Source organism: Bacillus sp. SM2101, assembly GCF_018588585.1.
GTDB classification, from domain to species: Bacteria; Bacillota; Bacilli; order Bacillales; family SM2101; genus Nanhaiella; species Nanhaiella sioensis.
In genome coordinates this window covers 36,732-57,210 of the sequence record NZ_JAEUFG010000010.1, presented here as the reverse complement: position 1 = coordinate 57,210, position 20,479 = coordinate 36,732, and the positions used below count along the sequence as shown (strand labels likewise).

Annotated in this window: 15 protein-coding genes and 1 pseudogene; 2 read left to right on the top strand and 14 right to left on the bottom strand. The window is 34.0% G+C overall.

Annotation, left to right across the window (positions count from 1 at the left end; genetic code table 11):
• Nucleotides 1–263: 263 nt before the first annotated feature.
• Nucleotides 264–662 (bottom strand): annotated as a pseudogene (locus tag JM172_RS24780) (M23 family metallopeptidase); the annotation flags it as partial.
• Nucleotides 663–1,241: 579 nt separating this feature from the next.
• The gene (locus JM172_RS11525; protein WP_214482453.1) at nt 1,242–6,278 is read right to left on the bottom strand and encodes a binary toxin-like calcium binding domain-containing protein; all 5,037 of its coding nucleotides are present in this window, start codon (nt 6,276–6,278) and stop codon (nt 1,242–1,244) included.
• Nucleotides 6,279–7,490: 1,212 nt separating this feature from the next.
• Here JM172_RS11525 and JM172_RS11520 point away from each other — a divergent pair.
• Nucleotides 7,491–8,126, top strand: coding sequence for a hypothetical protein (locus JM172_RS11520; protein ID WP_214482452.1), 636 nt, complete (start codon nt 7,491–7,493; stop codon nt 8,124–8,126).
• A 104-nt stretch (nt 8,127–8,230) separates the two neighbouring features.
• Here the strand turns inward: JM172_RS11520 and JM172_RS11515 are convergent, their stop codons facing one another.
• From JM172_RS11515 to JM172_RS11470, 10 genes are all read right to left on the bottom strand, one after another.
• Nucleotides 8,231–8,698: a GNAT family N-acetyltransferase gene (locus JM172_RS11515; protein ID WP_214482451.1), complete on the bottom strand. Its 468-nt coding sequence runs from the start codon at nt 8,696–8,698 to the stop codon at nt 8,231–8,233.
• A gap of 35 nt (nt 8,699–8,733) precedes the next feature.
• Nucleotides 8,734–8,928 (bottom strand): DUF6366 family protein, encoded by a 195-nt coding sequence (locus JM172_RS11510; protein WP_214482450.1) that lies wholly within the window; start codon nt 8,926–8,928, stop codon nt 8,734–8,736.
• On the bottom strand, nt 8,921–9,766 hold the full coding sequence (locus JM172_RS11505; protein ID WP_214482449.1) for a sugar nucleotide-binding protein: 846 nt from the start codon (nt 9,764–9,766) through the stop codon (nt 8,921–8,923). The genes JM172_RS11510 and JM172_RS11505 overlap by 8 nt, the downstream gene beginning before the upstream one ends.
• Nucleotides 9,767–10,266: 500 nt before the next feature.
• Nucleotides 10,267–10,518 (bottom strand): hypothetical protein, encoded by a 252-nt coding sequence (locus JM172_RS11500; protein ID WP_214482448.1) that lies wholly within the window; start codon nt 10,516–10,518, stop codon nt 10,267–10,269.
• Between the two features lie 275 nt (nt 10,519–10,793).
• Nucleotides 10,794–12,956: a DNA helicase RecQ gene (gene recQ / locus JM172_RS11495; protein WP_214482447.1), complete on the bottom strand. Its 2,163-nt coding sequence runs from the start codon at nt 12,954–12,956 to the stop codon at nt 10,794–10,796.
• Nucleotides 12,957–13,446: 490 nt separating this feature from the next.
• Nucleotides 13,447–14,376: an ATP-grasp domain-containing protein gene (locus JM172_RS11490; RefSeq protein WP_214482446.1), complete on the bottom strand. Its 930-nt coding sequence runs from the start codon at nt 14,374–14,376 to the stop codon at nt 13,447–13,449.
• Between the two features lie 161 nt (nt 14,377–14,537).
• Nucleotides 14,538–15,881 carry a DUF4179 domain-containing protein gene (locus JM172_RS11485; protein WP_214482445.1) on the bottom strand — a complete coding sequence of 448 codons (1,344 nt, stop codon included), beginning with the start codon at nt 15,879–15,881 and terminating at the stop codon, nt 14,538–14,540.
• Nucleotides 15,881–16,393 carry a sigma-70 family RNA polymerase sigma factor gene (locus JM172_RS11480; protein ID WP_214482444.1) on the bottom strand — a complete coding sequence of 171 codons (513 nt, stop codon included), beginning with the start codon at nt 16,391–16,393 and terminating at the stop codon, nt 15,881–15,883. Before JM172_RS11480 ends, JM172_RS11485 begins: the two co-directional genes overlap by 1 nt.
• Nucleotides 16,394–17,007: 614 nt before the next feature.
• A complete protein-coding gene (gene lepB / locus JM172_RS11475) occupies nt 17,008–17,571 on the bottom strand; it encodes a signal peptidase I (RefSeq protein ID WP_214482443.1) in 564 nt (187 codons plus the stop codon).
• Nucleotides 17,572–17,638: 67 nt separating this feature from the next.
• On the bottom strand, nt 17,639–18,244 hold the full coding sequence (locus JM172_RS11470; protein WP_214482442.1) for a TVP38/TMEM64 family protein: 606 nt from the start codon (nt 18,242–18,244) through the stop codon (nt 17,639–17,641).
• 402 nt (nt 18,245–18,646) lie between these two features.
• Between JM172_RS11470 and JM172_RS11465 the strand changes: the two genes are divergently transcribed.
• The gene (locus tag JM172_RS11465) at nt 18,647–19,030 is read left to right on the top strand and encodes a YhjD family protein (RefSeq protein WP_214482441.1); all 384 of its coding nucleotides are present in this window, start codon (nt 18,647–18,649) and stop codon (nt 19,028–19,030) included.
• A 406-nt stretch (nt 19,031–19,436) separates the two neighbouring features.
• Here JM172_RS11465 and JM172_RS11460 read toward each other — a convergent pair whose 3' ends face one another.
• A complete protein-coding gene (locus tag JM172_RS11460) occupies nt 19,437–20,015 on the bottom strand; it encodes a competence protein ComK (RefSeq protein WP_214482440.1) in 579 nt (192 codons plus the stop codon).
• A 136-nt stretch (nt 20,016–20,151) separates the two neighbouring features.
• On the bottom strand, nt 20,152–20,379 hold the full coding sequence (locus JM172_RS11455; protein WP_214482439.1) for a hypothetical protein: 228 nt from the start codon (nt 20,377–20,379) through the stop codon (nt 20,152–20,154).
• Nucleotides 20,380–20,479 lie beyond the last annotated feature (100 nt).

The following is a 20,479-nucleotide window of genomic DNA, read 5'->3' as shown; positions in this document are numbered from 1 at the left end:
TCGAAAGCAGCCTTTTCTTAAATTCTATTAAATAATGGAGTTCTTTATACAATAGTGGGATTATTTAACTATTTTATCAAACGTCCCATAATTACTGCATTTAGAAAAGCAATTTCATCGATAGTTATATCTTGTTTCCTCGCTTTTTGATGCCATTTATTACTTGTCAAAATCCCCTTTTTATAGGAAATCTCATACGTTTTTGCGAGTTCCTCGTATTGCCATTTTTGTAGTTTCATTGAGCTTTCCTCCTCTTCTATTTTTTCACTTAAATACGCTAATGGATTGACGGCATTTGTCTTATTAAGATCCCACCTTCCTTTATGCAACTCGAAGTGTAAGTGTTGACCTGTAGATTGACCAGTATTACCCATATCACCTACATGTTCTCCTTGCTTCACGTAATCACCTTGCTTGACTTTTCGAGATCCACTACGCATATGTGCGTAAACAGTTTCCCAGATTTGTCCTTCTATATGATGAACTAAAAAGATAACTTCACCATAGCTCGTTGATATATATGATCGACTAACAGTACCTTCAGCAGCTGCAACAATTGAAACCATTCCAGATTGGGCAAAATCTACACCATAATGGTCTGGCCTCTGGCTTGTACGATATGCTGACGACACACGTCCTTCACAAGGATAGATAAACAATATTGCTCCCCCCTTTCTTCATTGTAGTTATATAATCTTTATATAACTAAACTATGTAAAAAGGTCCCTCTTGGAAACTGTCATTTATCTCAGCACAATCGTCCTTTTCATCGCACATCGTTAATAGGCTACTATACTTGACTACTTGTAGATGAAAATATGTAAGAGTAATTTGACTATAAAACATGTAAAAAATATACAAAATACAGTTGGATTATATGATATGAACGAGGAGAGCTTAGACCATTACCAAATCTATGTCTAAGGAGAAAAAACTCATTTTATATGGATAGAAGTAGTAATAAGCAACTACACGCCTGATTGTTAAACGTGCTTAAATCATGTATTGTCCTAATATAAAGGAGGTTAAGAAGGATTGTTTTCAAACTATCAACACTGCTAAATGTTATTAGCTTATGAAATAATCGGGAATCAATCATCATTACTTTAAAACTTCTACTACCTAAACTACTTTTTTGTTCGCACAAATATTCTTCATACATCATTTAAGAGTGTAACTTATTTTATTTATAAACGTATGTAAAACCCTCAATGAGTAACAAACTCATTGAGGGTAAATTTCTAGTAAAAGTAGCCTACTATGTCAATATCATATTCGGCATTACTATCAAGTACTGTCCATGTACCGTAGTCTGGAGTCATGGTCAGTAAATATGGATTTAGCTCATCAGCCGTTACATACATTAATCCGCTATGATGAACCGACTCAGGATCCACACCTTTCGCAAATTTTGTTGCAGCAGTCCCTAATTGTATATAATCGTTATTAATAGAGAATTTTAATACACTAGCACCTATATTTTTTGCTGTAACATTAACTAGAAATGCTTTTGGTTGCTCTTTAAAATCATTTCCTTGTAGGATAACTTGCGTAGATTGCTCATCTGTTACTGTTGGAGACGCTACAGAAATTGGTGTTGTATACTGATCATAAAACCAATCGTTATTAGAGTCATTTTCATCTGCAAAATACCCAAGTACTTTAATTGAGAATTCAGTATTATCGTCAGTATCTTTCCAACTACCTAAAGAAATGTCAACTGTTATATTAGCAGGGTCATTTTCATCTGCTGGAACAAATACGATATTGCTATGCTTCGGATTATTCTCAGCACCTGGCTCAAATCCTAATGCATGTGTTGCCGAAGTACCAAGCTCTGAATAAGATGAGCCGTTTATTTTAACTCTGACTTTATTAGACGTCACCCTGTTTGCATCTACTTGTACCAGATAACCTTTTGCATGGTTTATACCCGTACTATATGATTGGGTCCCTGTCGTTGTATATGTTCGCTCATGATTATATGGCGTGAACTTAGATGAGCTTGATAAGCGATCAAAATACCCAACTACTTTTATTGAAGTACCTTCTCCAAAATAATCATTTGTTGTGCTTAATGTCAAATCAGATGCAGGTACAACAACCGTAGAATTGTGAGTCGGTCTCTCATCTGGAATACGTGTAATTAATTTAACCGAAGAAATTTTATCATTAAAATCAACTCTACTTAAATCAGGGATATCCTTAGTAACAGGTAGAAAATCTCCAGCATAGTTCGTATTATCATACGCGATTAATCCTATTTCAGGCAGCGGGTTGAATACTTTTACAGAACTAAACTGATTAGACCAATTACTACCAATATCATCCTCCCCTATGACATAGTCAGCATAATCACCAGTATAGTTTGTTCCCTCATAAAAACGGTATACTGGCCCATAGTAGAAACGAGCTGAGTCAATCGTATTATTAAATCCACGAGAACCTGTTGCGCTTCTACCTTTGTAAATAATATCTTGAAAACTACTTAAATCAGGAATCGACTCATCAATAATTGCGTAAGAGCCTTCAAAATCAGTTTCTTTATAGATGATTACTTTGGCAAGCTTATCTTCATTGTTTTCAAACTTTATTGAAGATAATGAAGATCCCATACCAAAAGGACGTAAGTCAAATATAGGTGTCAATGTGTTATTACCGTGTAGATCATCGTAGTTTTTATTATTGTAAAATTTAACTGTTGGACAATTCTGCTCACACCCTAGTTTGATAGAAGAGACATTATTATTAGTATCATATTTTGTAAGATTTTTTCCTCGTCCAATCGTATCCCACGAATGATACCAGCCACCAGACTCAGAAAAGTCACCATCATTATAAAAGTACGTATCAAGTTGATAGCTCGTATCTTCGCCTGCAAAAACTTTAAATGAAGAAGCTTTATTATTAAAATAACCAGAAATATCTTTTTGCCCGTAAATATCTATAAAATCACCAGCATAATCATTTCCACCGTTAGAAAAATCTTTCTGATCATATAGTCGAACGAACGGCTTTCCTGACTGTCCGACAATGCGGACTGACGATGCTTTATTATCCATATTAGTGCTTGAAAGATCTCGATATCCATTCACTACTGGTAAAACATTATCAACATTGCCATTTTCATATCCGTAGTAGTTATATAGAACAAGCCCTGATCCAGATTCGTCCTGTCTTAACTTAACACCACTCACCTTATTACTTCCACTATCATTACTCATATAATGAAAACCACTTCGCAAATCTGACATTGAACTAGTTAAATCGTATATACGGTCCCCTTCATAATCCGCGTCCTCATATAACTGGTATGTTGTAGCTGCCCCTCTATATTCAATTGGGTCATCGTTGACACCTAAATAAGTTTCTTGGGCACCAATTTGTACATTATGTTTATTTGAAGTCGTTTCTGTATCTTTCACTTCAAGGACGAATGCTTCAGCAGTCGGATATTGTGACGACAGAGTATTAATATTTGAAACATCTTGGGTTTCTTGTAATGGGACATAACCTAAGCCATACAATGATAAATCATACGGTCTTAAAATATACGATTCTGTTTCATTTCCATTTGCTGCAGTAACAGTTATTTTTGCATCTGCATGTGTTAAATCTATTAGCCCTGCTGAACTATCAGATTCCCAAACACCATCAAAGTCACCGTTTTCATCCTCATCTGTTAATATGAGTTCCTGTACGCCATTATTAATCGTTTTAACTGTCGCTTTGACACTCTCAATTGATGATCCGTTTTCAAGAACATTTGCAACAACCTGCTTTCCTTCATCAGCATAAAGAGCATATTGTACATACGGTGTACCGTTCGGATCAGGTTTTTCAATAACAATATTCATACCAGGTCGTAATTTCGTATCAAAAATGCTTTCACCTTGTTGGAATGCATCGTAATCAGCAGATGAATCAGATGAAAAATAAACACGCCATGAATCATCAACTTCTTCTCCAAAAATTCTTAATTTCTCATTCACAATTTCTGCATCGAGAACTAACACAAGTGCTTCCTCTAACGACGTATCAGGTTTAAATTGAGAATTTGAGTTATTTGGGTCATTCGCATATATTTTATAGTTATGCTCTCCAGTCGTACTACTGATAAAAGTAATATTTGCCGAAACAGCATCAATAGCTCCTTCATATAGACTCCAATTGTACTCTGTAGATGGCAATCCATTTTCAATGCGTTTCACCTTTGCCTCTATTTGGTCTGTAGAAAGAGAAATAGGCAATCCCATTTCAATCATTTTAAGTTGATCTATCGTAAGATAAATAGGTGTGTTATCTACCGACCCTACCTCTTGGTACTGTAAAGCAATAGATCCACTGCTAGGGTATGTTCCATTAGGGACAATCGTTCCAATCGTACTAGCGTTAGCTGTTTTCAATGACAGAATATCCAAATTACCAACTGTTAAAGATAGACTTGGAACGATGTCATATGCTGGCGCAGTACCTACATTTCTATATTTTACATTCCAAATACTTGTAGCAGCTTTATCTTTTTCACTCGTAGTCGCTTGACTCCAATTTGCTGTATTCGTGCCATTTCTACCGCTCGAATTTGATGTAACATCTGTAGTCTCAATATTCGTATTTAATTCCGTATATAGTTTAAGAGACGTTGATTGCTTTACCCCAAGGTCGGTAAGTGATGCTGATACTTCAAATTCTTGTGTGACTTCAGTACCAAACTTAGCTCCAGTACTGATTTTTTTACTCTCAGTCGTATCTGTTTGGGTTTGCCACCCTGTTGACTTAGATGTTCCATCTGAGAGTGTAATAGTCTCTCTAGGTGTTACCTGAATATGTTCAAGATCAGCTTTTATATCTGGAAAAGCTGGAACTAATGGATGAGTTGCTGGAGCTAGAATAGCCGCATCAATTTGACCAGTTACTTCTTCCTTATCACTGTATGGATCTTGGTCTGTACTCCAGTCATATGGCGATGTAGTATATTTTAATACACCCATCTCATAATAAGCATCATCCCATTCAACTAATCCAAAGCCAGGAATATGAGTATAACCATTGATTTCCCATAAATCAGTTACTCCATCGTCATCTGTATCGTTTTCTATCACTTCCGCACTTACAACTGATGGGTTAAAAGTAATGAGACCTTTTATTTTCTGATAAGACGATAATAGCCAATCACGAAAGCTTTTTGCAGCTTTTCCTAGTGAATCGGTTAGATTATCTACTGGTTCTTCCCCTGGGTCAGGTGATTCGTCCCCTGGTTCTTCTACTGGATCAGTTGATTCCTCTCCTGCCTCTTCCCCTGGGTCAGGTGATTCGTCCCCTGGTTCTTCTACTGGATCAGTTGGTTCTTCTCCTGCCTCTTCTGCGGGATCAGTTGATTCCTCTCCTGCCTCTTCCCCTGGGTCAGATGATTCGTCCCCTGGTTCTTCTACTGGATCAGTTGATTCCTCCCCTGCCTCTTCTGCGGGATCAGTTGATTCCTCTCCTTCTTCTTCTGCTGGATCAGTTGATTCCTCTCCTGCCTCTTCTGCGGGATCAGTTGATCCCTCCCCTGCCTCTTCTGCGGGATCAGTTGATTCCTCTCCTGCCTCTTCTGCTAGATCAGTTGATTCCTCTCCTGCCTCTTCTTGGATGGTTGGCTCATCAACTATCAAATCAACAGGGTCTAATGAATCATTACCTTCTTCACTTTGAGTTGGTGGTAATATTTGTTCTTTTGGAATAATCTCTTCTTCTTGATTCTTGCTGCTCCATTTAATTTCAAGTTCAGATAGTGCCACATCTGGATTACTATAACCTATAGTAATCTTATATTGTTGATCTGACGCTAAGTTAATTGCTTGTGGTTCAATATTTTGTCCATTAATAATTAGTTCATCATCAATCCATAGTTTAATATGATCATTATCAGATGTAGTAAATGTATATTCCTCAGAGAAACTAGGTTCGATTATACCTTCCCATTTTATCGAGTGAATATTTTTCATCTTACTAAGGAGTGGCTTAGGTATATTAAGTCTATTAATATCAAATGTTGCATTTGAATCTTCCAGGCGTATTAACAAATGATCAGAAAACTCAGCGTCAGAATAATAGGTTCCCTCCATACCATTCGTAATGATGTTTTCATCATTTACTTCTTCCCTTGAAGAAGTCTCGGATTGGGACTCGACAGTTTTAGCATAAGTTACTGGATGAGAAAATGATACTACTTGAGTCGTTAGAGCTAATGTTGTAATAATTGAGAGAAAACGTTTTTTTGATTTATTATTTCCCATTTTAAAATGCTCCTTTCTCATTTGGACTTTTGATTTGATATAATTACTTCATCCCAACCACTTAAAGAGTTACGAACAACATTTCACATTTGAAATGCACCTCCTTTAAAATAGTTTGAAAATACTACAAGTTAAGTAAGTAGAATATTATAAATACACAGTCGGTTTTTATCCGACTAAGTTGATCTCTCTTGCAACTGTCACAAAAGAATCACGAGTAATGAGTTATAGCTTTGAACACATTGAGCTGGTATTTTATCTGGATCTGTTAAATAAATGACTTGTATCACTTATATAGATGCTACGATATTACTTATCTAAGTGAAAAACCTCAAAATAGAGGATAAAGCAACATTTATCGCTAAAAACATGTATACTTCGTCATTTATCGACAGTTTTTAAATAATAGAATCAATATATTTATATTATTACTATTAAAATCACTATTACTATTCTTCAATAATAAAGTCGTTAATCTAGCAAGAACTAAGGTGACACGTTCAAAACTTGAACATCAGTAAACCGTGTGGAACCCTATTCCTTTCCCCCCCTTATTGTAAGAAAAAAATTTAAAAGTTTTATTTCGTTCAATAAATTTACAATACTTAATCATCAGACTATACGATAAAAAAAGCCTATCAACGCGATAGGCTTTTTTAGAACTTTTATCCCTTATATTTTTACTAATGACTAGGTCGATTATCTATAAAAATAATCTCTTTCAGAAAACAATAAATACACATACTTACTTTTTTTAGAAGTTTAAAACCCGTTACTCAATCCATTGCACTTTTGTTATGGAAAGTTTGTGATTGTAAAAAGACACTATTTAAAATGATTGTTTGAACTAACAAATTTAGTCTTACATTTGTTAATCAATAGCAATATCCATTAAGACTTTCTTGTTCACTTTAAAATATATTATTTCACAATATGACTACTAAAGATAAAAAGATCAATCATACTGCATCTCTAAAATAAAGTTCTCTTCTTAAACAAACTGATTATAGATTTTTGAAAGTTACAATCACTTGTTTATAAGTTTCTCAATTGTGCCCTTAAGAATAAGGAATCAAACAAAAGTTAGCAGAAGAATGGGGTATACCTATAAAAATTGACAAAAATATTATATGATTGTAAATGCTACTTTTAATTGGGGTAAATAACCTTTTTGTTAAAAATCATCACACATAGGAAGGAAACATCAGCGATATGAAACCAATTTATTCTTTTTTATTGACATTAGTAGTGTTAGTTACTCTCGTTCAGCTAGAAGTACCAAATATATACCTATATCTGGCTATCTTCATTATTTTTATATTAGCTATTTTCTCTAATTTGTATCCCCTCTATTTGTCAAACAACGTACTGACAGTAGAAAAGAGCATTTTGAATAAAAAAAGAAATCCTTTATTTCACTTTTATTATGTTTATGCAAATCAAATTGATGAGGAAATCGAAGAAGCTACCGAGCGAGTACTAAAAAAATATCAAATGCCTCATATGTATGCACTAATTAATGTCATATATGCTCTGTACAATAAAGATATTATAGCTGCTAAAAAATATGTAGATCATATTAAACCATTAAACTATCAAAATTACTATAAAGGGTTGATTTCTGTTGAGGATAATCATGTAGATTTAGCAAATGAACTTGCTAATGAAATTAAAATTGAATGGATGAAATATGCACTTCTCGCAGCAATTGAAAGGAAACATGGAAATGAAGAAGAAGCAATCAAATATGCAAAACTTTCCTATTCTTCAGCCAGAGGTTTGAATAAATATATGATTTATAAGTATGGTATAAAAGAAGGATTGTTACATGCAGACAACGCTGCATAAGATAGAGTGTTAGACCTACTTGGGGTCTAACACTCTATTTTTTAACTCTATGTATTTTAAAAGAGTTTCGCCACGAAGCTTTTAAATCGCTTCATTACATCTTGCTATAGACTCTTATAAAACAATACTCTGTCATTACCTTGACCGTCATAATTACGTTTCACATAGATTTCTTTCGTCAAAAGATCTGTTTCTTCAATTTGAAAACCCATTTTTTGATGGAATGCTATGGATGTTGTATTCACTGGTGATGTAATGCACCTAACAATTTTACATCCATGCTGTTTTACAGTGGAAAAAAACTGTTCATATAGTTTTTTGGCAAGTCCCAGTTCTCGAGATTGAGGATGTACACATACAAAGTGTATGTAAGCTTCATTTTGTTGAGATTGAGAAAGAAATCCAATTAAGAATCCAACAATCTCATTCTGCTCTTCAATAACAAAACTAGTATTTTGGAAGTGCGTAAAGAATAGCTTTGGCAACATATGATCCATTTTGCGACCATTCCACCAATCGTTCACTACAGGTATAATGGTTTGATAATCTGCTTCCTTCACGTGTCTAATCATAGTTCACACTCCTCTCATAGCAAGTTTTAATTTCATTACGTCGAACATTGATTAAACAAAAGTAAGCTAATGATGGCGATGACAATCGTTACAACAATTTGAAAACAACCACCTCTCACCAGTTCTGAAGGAGAGCCAGCTTGACTACGGTTGATTCCATCATTTAACATTCCAGTTGGGTGATTTTTCCGTTCCTTATTATATAGATCGTCCCTTTTCTGCTCACTCATTTAACCATCTGCTATCCACTTTTCTAAAGACACCTGGTAATAAAGTTTGACACTTTGTTGTAATAAACGAAGTATCTAGTGAGATTGCTCTATGTGTGGCTTCTTCTTCCGATATTTCATAAGGAATCATCATATCTTTTTGTTGATTTGTCAAGGTTTTAAAAAAAGAATAGTAACTTTCTTTTTGTTCTGGTCCTACATGAAGAATCCCACGATATTCCTTCATCATAAGCTTTGTGATAGCTACTGCTAAATCTTCAACATGTACAAATGTTTTATAAATGTTTGACGCTCTTGTTATTTGATTTCCATTACTAATCTCATTTAATACGTATGCTACTCCATGATCCAATCGGCCTTGTGCATTTGTTCCATAAATTGGACCAGAGCGCAAAATGAGGTGATTTTCATGTGTTCGACTAATGATTTGTTCACCATCAATTTTTGCATTCGTATAATGTGATAATGGGTTTCTTTCATCTAAATAAACTGCTTGATCAGCCTCTGTATAACTACCTTTACCACTTGAAAATAGCCCATCAGTAGATATATATATAAATAGTGCATCTTTATTAATAGATGTAAGAACATTGTTCAACCCTGTATGAATAAGGTCTTTTTCATTGTTTCTACTCATTAAAGACCAAATAATTACATCTGGATGAATACGACTATACAATCTTTGTACACTTTCGTTATCATTTACATCTAATTGAATGAAATTATCTCGCCTAGTAGTTGAAGTACCGTATAAAGCTGAAGCAATGTTATTTTTCTTCAATTGTACAAATATTTCTGAGCCTAAATAACCACTTGCACCTAACACTATAATTCTCATATTTTATTCTCCCAGTTCACATTCGACTTATAGTATGCATGTCTTTTGTTGGTTAATGCTGTTATATTTTTTAGAGTTGTTATTTCAACTACACACTATCAATCGTGGTATCTTTTTCTCTTTGTCTACAACACAACTTACTTGACTGTTCATATTTAGTGAATGAATAGAGCTTTTCTTAGAGAATAATGTAGTTTCCAAGATTACTAATATATTTATAAATATTAACAATTCTTGTATTGAAGTGCTTCAGAAATTTATTAAATAATATCGATTTGGAATGAAAGCATTGCTAATGACTGTTTTAATGATCAAAGCTGTTTTAGCATCAATCGCACCTTGGAACCATCCTAAGAGATTTATCAGCAATTAAAAAACGCTTAAATATACAGGGAAAGAAGAATTCAAATTTGACATAATTAACACAATAGCTCTGCTATATAGTTTCTTTTTTATTTAATTCTTGCAAATCCACCTGTGTTAACTCTAGTGCACTACTGTTAAATGTTTCTATTGAATTTGGTAATTAATTTTGGCACAAAAAATGCGACTGTAGCTGATAGCATAGCAATAATATATAATGAAATGCTTGAAAGACTGCCGAATTCTACCTCTTTTGGTACATTTGCAACGCTATTCAAAGCTTGTGATAAATCCGGTTTAAATGTTGCAGTTAGAAATAGCCCTGACAATAGTTGAATCACCAAAAATAATATGAAGAAGCTTCCTAGAAAAATAATATAATTTTTCATACTCTATTCCCTCCCGACTATTTGACCATTTTTCATGACTAAATTATATTTATGAGTTTCCATTAAATAAGTTTCAATAATAAACAATAATTGATAAAAAAGACTAATTTTATGTAATTAGCCTTTTTCATAATGTTTGAATTTAAAGAAATAACACCTTTAACAACTAATATTCGTGGCACCTTTACTTCTTATTAAATTGTCACCGTTGTATAAAAATCTCAGCTTGCTGGTCTAGTTTAATAATATATTAATCATTATTTTATTTATTCGACTCAATTTGTTAGGTGCATTTTACATATCACAGCTTTGATTGCAAAGTAATCTACCTCTTCTGGTAATGCCTCTTTTAATGGTTTTAACTTCTCTGCACCTAACTCTGTTATTTTGGAGACTATTTGTTCTTCATACTCAGTTGGAATCATTCGCCCCCATTCAATTACGTTGCCTTCAGTTGCACTTCGAATGATATGATTTTGAATGGTTATTGGCGACATTGACCGCTTTTTTGCAATATCTTCAATATCTTCCCCTTCAACAAATAATTGATAGGACAATATATGACTAGGGTTTTCTGTTACTTTGTCTGCAACGTTATCATTAGATGAACCTAATGCTGATTCACTCACTCGTACCTCTGTCGGAATATCCTCTGTTGCTTCAATATCATGTTCAGCTGCATATGCTTTTATTGTTTGCAAAAATTGGGCTCCATATCTTTCAAACTTAACTTTGCCTACTCCTTTTATGCTTAGCATAGCTTGTTCATTTAGAGGTGCTTGCTCACTCATTTCTCTTAATGCACTATCCGCGAAAACGACATAAGGTGGAACACGCTCTTCAGTTGAAATATCTTTCCGAAGTGCACGCAGGCGCTCAAACAGCTCATTATGTGTTGTTAAGCGTTTTGCTTTGTGTTTTTGTTTTTTATATACTTTTTCATTTCCTTTTAATACTTGATACGCTTTATTCCCGATCATTAGCACTGGATATTGACCTTCTGTAGCAACCAAATATTGTTCAGCTACGAAGTAGTCAATCATTTCAACAATTTCTTTTTCGGAATATTTACTCAGAAGACCATACGTCGGTAGCGTATGAAATTGTTGTTCAACGACACGTTTGTTTCTAGAGCCTTTTAAAACTTGGGCTACGATCGTTTTACCAAACCGCTCATTCATGCGTTTAATACAAGAAAAAACCATTTGTGCCTCTGTTGTAATATCAATCGTTTCTCTGGCATCAGTACAATTCCCGCATTTTCCACATGTTTGACCATCTGTTTCTCCAAAATATTCGAGTATGTATAGCTGTAAACAACGCTCAGTATGACAATAATCGATCATTTGTTGCAGCTTTTGATATTCATTAGCTTTCCGTTCAGGATTTAACAACGTTTGTTCTATTAAAAACTTTTGCAACTGTATGTCCTGAGGAGAAAATAATACAACACAATCGCTTTCCTCACCATCACGACCAGCACGACCGGCTTCTTGGTAATATGCTTCCATATTTTTTGGTAAATTATAATGTAACACATAACGTACATTGGATTTATTTATTCCCATGCCAAAGGCATTTGTAGCAACCATGATACTAATATCATCGTAGATAAATTTCTCTTGCGTGTCCTTTCGTTCTTGCTCTGACATCCCAGCATGATACTTTCCTATTGAAACACCACTACGTTCAAAATAGGCATAAAGCTGATCAACCTCTTTTCTCGTACCAGCATAAATAATTCCTGAAGATGCTTTATTTGCGTTAATATATTTCGTTATGTAATCACGTTTGTTTTCACCTTTGACGACTGTAAAAGAAAGATTTTCTCTAGCAAACCCTGTAACAAAAGTATTTGAATAATCAATATGTAGTAAATTACATATATCATCTTTTACTTCTGTCGTTGCTGTCGCTGTTAATGCGATGACGACTGGTAGCTTATCTAAAGCTTGAAGAAACGTAGAAATATGCCGATAGCTAGGGCGAAAATCATGCCCCCATTGTGAAATACAGTGCGCTTCGTCAATTGCTACTAGTGAAATATGTAACCTTTGTAATAATTGTTGGAAATCAGGTGACTCTAATCTCTCAGGCGCTATATAAATGAGTTTGTAAGCCCCTTCTTGTGCTTTCGCTATTCTGTCATTTAAATCTTGTCTTGTTAACGTACTATTTATATATGTTGCTGGTATTCCAATATTAATTAAAGCATCAACTTGATCCTTCATTAAGGAGATTAACGGTGAAATAACAATTGTCACACCATCGAACATCATCGCTGGCACTTGATAACAAATTGATTTTCCTCCACCTGTAGGCATAATCGCAAGCGTATCATTCCCGTTTAATACATTTTCTATGATCCCATCTTGCCCTTGCCGAAATGCTTTATAACCAAAATATTGTTTTAATACATGGGTCGCCTTTTCAAACATGACGGTGAGCTCCTTTCCTCAGTGTTATATTCTCAAATGGCTGTTTCAGAATTGGTTGTTGCTTTTCACACTAAAATTCGGGCATCTCTTTTCTACTTGTAAAATCTATTAGCCCTCAATAAAACATATCATACTGTCCATCTCTAGTAATAATAGCAGCAAAGTTTACAAAAAAGCATTTAATAAAAATCAATATTTACGAAAAGAATCTATCAAATAAATAATAAACATCTATTATGTATACCGTAGCTAATCCTTCCTTTCATTATAAAACAGTTATCGAAAATCTTAAACATACTACCACCTATACGAGCCAGTTAAAAAGCTTTCTACATAGGATGTTGTTTTATTTGCTAAGAAATAATTTTGTATACAGCATAGTACCTTTTCTACGTTGAGGGATACACTAAAAACTCATCACAAGGAACAAAAAAAGAACCCTCCCATTGGAAGATTCTTAATCACAATTTAGATAAAAGGTTTAGTTGTTCTATAACATAGCTAGCTCGTTACCGAGATGCTTAGCAATCGCACCCATCCCTGAAACATTTGCGACTGCTTCTGCATCAGCATTATAGTTTGTGTTAGTATTTACATCGTAAGTGTATATATTTCCATTGGCATCTTTAATAAATTCGATTCCTGCAAAATGAATGTCATTGTTAGCGAGAAATTGTTCATATTTGTGAATAATCGGATCGTTAAAATTTTCTTGAATTTTAAACTTTGGCGTAGGATCGGCTGTTGTCGGGCAGAAGGCATCTCCTATTTGGCACGCGTCTGCTGGGCATAGCTCAAAGCCTTCAGACGTATCAACCCGAACAGCATAAAGAAATTTCCCTCCAACGAATTCACAACGAGTAATACACGGTTCTGGTGCCTGTATATATTCCTGCAAAAGTGTGATGCCATCGATCGATTCATCAAAGTCATCGCTGTTCACGTATTGCTGTAGTGCGGCAACATTGTCAAAGAGCTGAACCCCTAACCCTTTGCCAGCACGATTGTGCTTTGTAATAAATGGCTTTGCAAACGTACTTCCAGCTTGTAAAATATGTTCCTTACCAACTGCAGCAATCGTATGTGGAGTAACGATGTCAAATGCTTGCAACGCGGTATATTGGGCAACTTTACTTACTTCAAGCTGAAGTGCCCGACTCGTATTAAACACTTTTCGTCCATGCTTTTCTAACCAAGATAATACAGCTGCTGTATATTCAGGAGCAAAACGGTGTCCTCTCGTATGAGAAGATGCACTCATTCGGTTATAGAAAATCCCAATCGGTGGTTCCTCGTTAAGGTTAAGTGATCCTTCATTAAGAAACCAATCTTCATAAGATAGTCCTAATTTATCGAGTTCTTTGTGTAAAGGTTCTGTCCATTCATCGTTTTCATGAATAATATATATTTTTGGCTCCATCTTAATTCCCCCATAATATATGACTGCTGTGATATATACTCTGTTAGTACATCAGTATAACTGTAATTGATAACGATAGATAGTAAAAAGTATTAATCAAACATAAACTAGGGCAAAAGTTCGCTGAAACACATATTTCTTTAATGAGGAAGCCAAGTTCACTATTTTACCTTTAAACGGATATCCTTTGTATATTTTCTAGTTGGATAATCGCTAATTGTAAACACTAATGGGTTGTTATAGTTTTCATTAGGGATTTCGAGGACCAAGCTTTCATTAGCTTCACCCATACTGTAGCCATTCGATAAAGGCTTATATTTTTTTCCATCTCCATCAACAAATTCCCAATCGACGCGTAATTCACCACTATAGAGGTCATCTTTATCAAACGAAATAACTAGCTGTTCCTTCTCATTATTGTAGGAGGGTTCCATATAGATACGGTCATCAGGTGCTTTTACGATTTTTCTGTTTTCTACATCCACCTGAAGGTCTAATAAGTTTTTATCCAACGCTCTTATAGCTGTAAATTCGATGTATAGCTCTTTCGGTTTCTTGAAATAATTACTTTCCAGATGAAAACTCTCCCCATATTCGGTAATATTCGAGCCTGTTATTCCATTGGCAATTGAAGTAACCTCATCACCATTTTCATCAACAATTCGTAAATCTTCAAGTTCGAAGATTTTCATCGTATTGTTTTTATCATATGTCACTTGTAGTTTTAATTGAGTTGGATAAACTTCGAGTGTCTTAAATGTTATTTTCTGCCCTTCGACTTCTACTGTTTCATTAATTTCGTATAGTTCCTTCATATTTTCGAAAAGCGCTGTATTTACTTGAAAAGGAATACTATATTCATGGGGAAATTCACTCATATTAGATAAATCATCCCCCGCTTCAACAATTAGTTGGAGTATAAAACCTTCTGTAGGTACAGCTTCATGGAAATAAAAATCAAATCGTCCGCTTATCGAATTTTCGTTCTGTTTATTTTTCAGATTATCAGAGCCAGAACTTGCAAGATAATCTTTACCTTCACTCGTTAATAAATCTGGTAAAGGGTGCAAATAATTATAGTCTTTTACATTTTCCAGTGTATAAAACATGACCATCTTGCTCTCATCAACAATAACAGCATCGATTGTGAACGTAACACCATTTTGTTCTTCACTAGCACCAATATGTTGAATAAATTCATTTTCTACCGCTACTTGCAAACTTTGGTCAAATTGAATGAGTTCAACTATTTTTGCTAAGCCAGGAATCGTACTCATGTAATTAGCAAAGGCAGGTGATATCCGCACTGTTGTAACGAAGGATAAAATTAAGATACAAGCACTAATGGAAGTCAACCTCATTCTACGATTTATTCTTCGACTCTTTGTCGCTTTATTCATCCCATTCCTTATTGACTGATCAAGGTCTTCTGGGATCGACAAATGATCATATTTATCTTTTATGTCGTAAAGAGCAGCTTCTTCTTTTTCAAAATCTTTATTCATCATAACCACTCCTTTGCTAAACTAACTTTTAATAGTTTTAGAGATTTATACAGCCTTGTTTTCACAGTTCCTTCAGGACATTGAAGAATGTCAGCTATTTGATCGATCGTTAAGTCATGATAGTATTTTAACTTAACAATTGTTTGTAGTTGTGGGTCTAATAATGCAATATGCTGTTCAAGATCAATTTTCGTTAACGTTGATGACTCACTATCTTCCACACCTTTATCTACTTCCTGCAAAGAAGTCTTTTTCTTTCGACTATACTCTCTCGAACAATAATTAATCATAATACGAGTAATCCAAGTAGTAAAAAATTGTGGTTGCCTCACCTTTCTGATCTCCTTATAAGCTCGAAAGGTCACTTCTTGCACTGCTTCTGTTGCATCGTGTTCATTTTTAAAATACGAGTATGCTATTTTATACAAGCTTATTTTATGCAAAGTAATTAATTCATAAAATGCCTCATCATCATACTTTTGTGCACGTTTTACTAGTTGTTCAAAATCCAAAGTGTCTCCTCCCCATAAACCTCTCTAAAATATTAGAGCACAATAACTCCAAAATAGTTTTCTTTTTTTGACTGTTTTTCAGATTAATTTTGCTTGCCGTACTATGGTAGTAAATATAAACTAAGCGTTCGTTTCATCTTTTCTTAATTAACAATGATGTTAACTGAAGAATTTTTGCCGTCATTTTCAGTGACAATAGCAATGAAGTTTACGAAAAGACCTCTATTTGTACACGTAAACACAATTCATATAAAACATGCTAATCTGTAATCACCTTCACAGAACAAAGGGTCTTGTAATTTCAACAACAAATGGTTAACAGAGCGTTACGAAAAAAACATAACAAAAAACGTCAATAAGTCCAAATCCTTATCAACGTTCATATTTATGTAGTATGTATTTACTAATGTATTTTAATATACTGTCATTTTGTTCTTCCTTAGAGAAATATATGTTAAAAACAGGGACAATCATTATCTAGTATATTTAGCAACAAGATTTGCGAAAGGTTCGTGGCATCTTTTCTTCAATAAAACGATGTTGTTGAGTATTACGACATCTTTACCTTCTAGTTTAGGAACTAATGCAAACAAAGTTTACGAAAAGATAGTAGGCTAAAATGTTATATCAAATTCATCCATTGGCCAATAACGTAAATTGACCTTTCCAACAATTTGATCTCGTTTAATAAACCCAAAATGCCTTCCATCCCAACTTTTGCGACGGTTATCCCCTATAACAAATACTGAATCTTCTGGAACACTAGCTTCACCGGTAATTTCTTTTAGTGTAAAATCTCCTGTCAGTTTACCTTCAACGAGTCTTTCTTTAAATGGAAGGAGGTATGGCTCTTGAACAGGTTTATCATTAATATATAAAACGTCTTGCTTGTATTCAATTTTATCACCTGGTAAACCGATCACTCGTTTCACATAATCATCTTCACCATCTGAATGAAAGACAACGACATCAAAATGGTCTAGATCTCCTAAACGATAGCCTATTTTATTTACCATTAACATATTACCATCCTGAAGGGTAGGCATCATCGATTCACCTTCTACTACATAATTCGTAAAGAAGAATGTTCTAAAAAATGCAAAAATAATAATTCCAATACCTATAGACTTAAGCCATTCAATTCCTTCTTTTTTAATATTGTTTTCTTGTTGAGGCATTGTCTATTAACTCCTTCATAACTTTTTTTAATTTTATTTTATCAGTATCAGTTTCGTGGAACAACAATCAATTTGCTGTTTGTTTAATATTAAACCTTGCTTCTAGCCTTTTCCCTACGACCCATAATATGAAAATAATAATTATAACGATAATTGATCGTACAGGCTGATGAACTAAGGCCGCAATATCATACCCAACCCAACTCATTGTAAAGATCATCACCATTTTCCCACACAATACGGCAAGAATAAATTGAGGTACACGTACGTTTGACAAGCCAGCAACAATGTTAACAGCTGCCGATGGGGTAAATGGAAAGCATAGGAGTAAAAACAATGGACCGAACCCATGTCTATCAACCCAATTCATTAAGCTTTTCACTTTAGGATGACGGCTAACAAAAGAAAAGAAGCGCTGTTGACCAAATTTTCGGACTAGAAAAAATACCGCTATTGAACCCGCACATGCACCAATCCAAGAAAAGATAAAACCGAGCCAAAGTCCAAACGCAGCCGCATTTGCCATCACAAAAACAAATAAAGGAAAAAACGGTAAAAATGCTTCAATTAAGGGCAGAAAAATTCCAGGTAGTGGTCCTAATGAGCGATATTCTTCTAATACAGATAATATATTTTCTAACGTTATAAGTTCTCTTAACGTGTCTAGGTCCATGTCTATTACTCCTCATCGTCAGATACATATTTTTTACCCACTATTTCATATATTGTACACGTATAATGTTAATTTTGGGAAATATAATATCAAACAAATGTCATTTCTACAACTATTGTGAATTATACCCTTTTCACAATTTTAGATACTTGTTTTTTTTCAAAATTTATAATAAGATATAAACCAAACATACGTTCTTTTCTCCTGTAATAAACATTTTCACATTCATTATAATTTTTCATAATCACTTTTCTTCTTATTTATATCCATGTGCTAAAACTTCGTTGATTATGCTTATTTAACAGGAAAGTTTACGCAATTTCTTAAGGAAACCACGAGGAAGCATTAACTCTTCACTCGTTATATTCATACTTGAACAAGCTTTCTGAAAGGAGAAATAGTATGACGAGAATTCCAAATGAAGAACGAGCAATGATGGAGTTGGCAATTTATTTGCCTATGTTATTAATTGTTTTAAACAAAGACTTAGCAACCATTCAACAAAGTAATTTCAAACTAAAAAAGCCATACGTAACTATTATTGAGCAATCAATGAAACAAATACAAATAGATTTACGACGCATAAAGAAAGAAATGTACAAAAATGATTTAAAAGTATGTGAAGTAAACCGAGATGAAGCTTTCACAGATTTTCTATTTATTTATAAAGGGTATGAGGAGCGACACAATTACTTTAATCCACGTATAAGAAATAAAGTACAGGACCTAATGATCGTATACTTGCAAGATAACAAAATTAATTCGGCCAAGCCTATTGATACGTAAGTAGGAACATTATCAATTTCAATAAATGACATAGTATGATTGCAAGTCGTTATCCACTGTCGATTAGCTTATGACAAGCAAGGTCACCTCAAATTGACATATAATTTTGACATAGCTCAGAAATATTTATCCTTTGTAAACACGCACTTAATTGGGTGTAATTAAATGTGTTACTACTGATATCATGTATGTTACTCAGCAAATCAAGTGGAAATAAAAATCATATATACAACTTTGTATTACCGTTGTATATATGATTCGAGATTATAGTCGTTACTCCTTTTAATTTCGGTGTTTACGACTTAAGTATTGTTGTTCCTACTAAAAAATAAACACGTATTGAATTAGTGTTCGTAGCATCTTTTCACCAATAATTGCAACAAAGTTTATAAAAAGAGTCTTTCATTTAGTCATGCTTACTTTTATCTTCCATTATGTAACTATGACTAGATTTTTGCCCATTCTTTTTCTCTGGAGTTAACAAAAATGCCATTTTCCGATTATTGTTATCAATGCGGTCTGTTAATTTTGTTTGCAACTGGGCAGTACGATGTAATTGATTTTTAAATGATCTATGAGAAATAGGCAATTCAATGTTTGTTTTATTTACAAAGATTACATCAGTTTTATTTCCAGCGACTGGCTTATGATCCTGAACGTGAGGGTGTGAAATCCAAGCACACAACGATTTTTTTGGTGAGAGTGTAGGGAAGAGGTAAATCATGTTAGATGGCTCAATAGCGATGGGAGCTTTATAAGATATTCCAATAATCTTATAGGTACCCTCACGCCTTCCTCTGAAGCTTGTACCGTAATAAAAACAACTTCTTTCAACAATTTGAAGCGGCTTCATTAATACAATAAACTCCTCAGTTTCTTCTATAACTTTTGAAACTGGCCTTCCTTCATAAATATGTGGCAAGATAGACATTGTGTGCCTGTTTACCTCATAACCTTGCAAGACACCATGTGATCCATCATTCATTTCATCAACTCCTAACTATTAATGTAAACCTAAATATTTCCTTTATATAATAGCACACAAATTTGTGCATTTATTTGAATTCACAAAATATTCATAATATAAGTGATTTCTGGCATAGAAAATCACTTATATAATTTTACGAATTATTTTTTGATTGTCCTATTTCTTTTTGAGCAATATATTCATTAGCTTCTTGCTGTATAACATGCTCATTTGTTGAATCACCAGAATACTGAATTTCTGATTTAAATGGGTTATTTGAATCAAAATTTGCTGTAACCATAACTGAGGGATTAAGTGTCGTTCCCAAAGGTAATTCCGTCTCATCTTCCACCGTCGACTTCACTTTGTTGTGTTTATCCACTATACATTCCTCCATTCTAAGTTCTATACAAATAACATGTTCCATTATTGTAATTTTATTCACAATCATGTAATTTTATCTATTTTCCGAATATTTTAAA

Bases quoted from the DNA above. Each gene is read 5' to 3' on its own strand.
- JM172_RS11485 (WP_214482445.1), bottom strand. From the start codon at position 15,881: ATGAATAAAGATTTTGAAAAAGAAGAAGCTGCTCTTTACGACATAAAA.
- JM172_RS11470 (WP_214482442.1), bottom strand. From the start codon at position 18,244: ATGGACCTAGACACGTTAAGAGAACTTATAACGTTAGAAAATATATTA.
- JM172_RS11505 (WP_214482449.1), bottom strand. From the start codon at position 9,766: ATGAGAATTATAGTGTTAGGTGCAAGTGGTTATTTAGGCTCAGAAATA.
- JM172_RS11500 (WP_214482448.1), bottom strand. From the start codon at position 10,518: ATGAAAAATTATATTATTTTTCTAGGAAGCTTCTTCATATTATTTTTG.
- JM172_RS11525 (WP_214482453.1), bottom strand. From the start codon at position 6,278: ATGGGAAATAATAAATCAAAAAAACGTTTTCTCTCAATTATTACAACA.
- JM172_RS11520 (WP_214482452.1), top strand. From the start codon at position 7,491: ATGAAACCAATTTATTCTTTTTTATTGACATTAGTAGTGTTAGTTACT.
- recQ (WP_214482447.1), bottom strand. From the start codon at position 12,956: ATGTTTGAAAAGGCGACCCATGTATTAAAACAATATTTTGGTTATAAA.
- JM172_RS11460 (WP_214482440.1), bottom strand. From the start codon at position 20,015: ATGAATGATGGATCACATGGTGTCTTGCAAGGTTATGAGGTAAACAGG.
- lepB (WP_214482443.1), bottom strand. From the start codon at position 17,571: ATGCCTCAACAAGAAAACAATATTAAAAAAGAAGGAATTGAATGGCTT.
- JM172_RS11490 (WP_214482446.1), bottom strand. From the start codon at position 14,376: ATGGAGCCAAAAATATATATTATTCATGAAAACGATGAATGGACAGAA.
- JM172_RS11465 (WP_214482441.1), top strand. From the start codon at position 18,647: ATGACGAGAATTCCAAATGAAGAACGAGCAATGATGGAGTTGGCAATT.
- JM172_RS11515 (WP_214482451.1), bottom strand. From the start codon at position 8,698: ATGATTAGACACGTGAAGGAAGCAGATTATCAAACCATTATACCTGTA.
- JM172_RS11510 (WP_214482450.1), bottom strand. From the start codon at position 8,928: ATGAGTGAGCAGAAAAGGGACGATCTATATAATAAGGAACGGAAAAAT.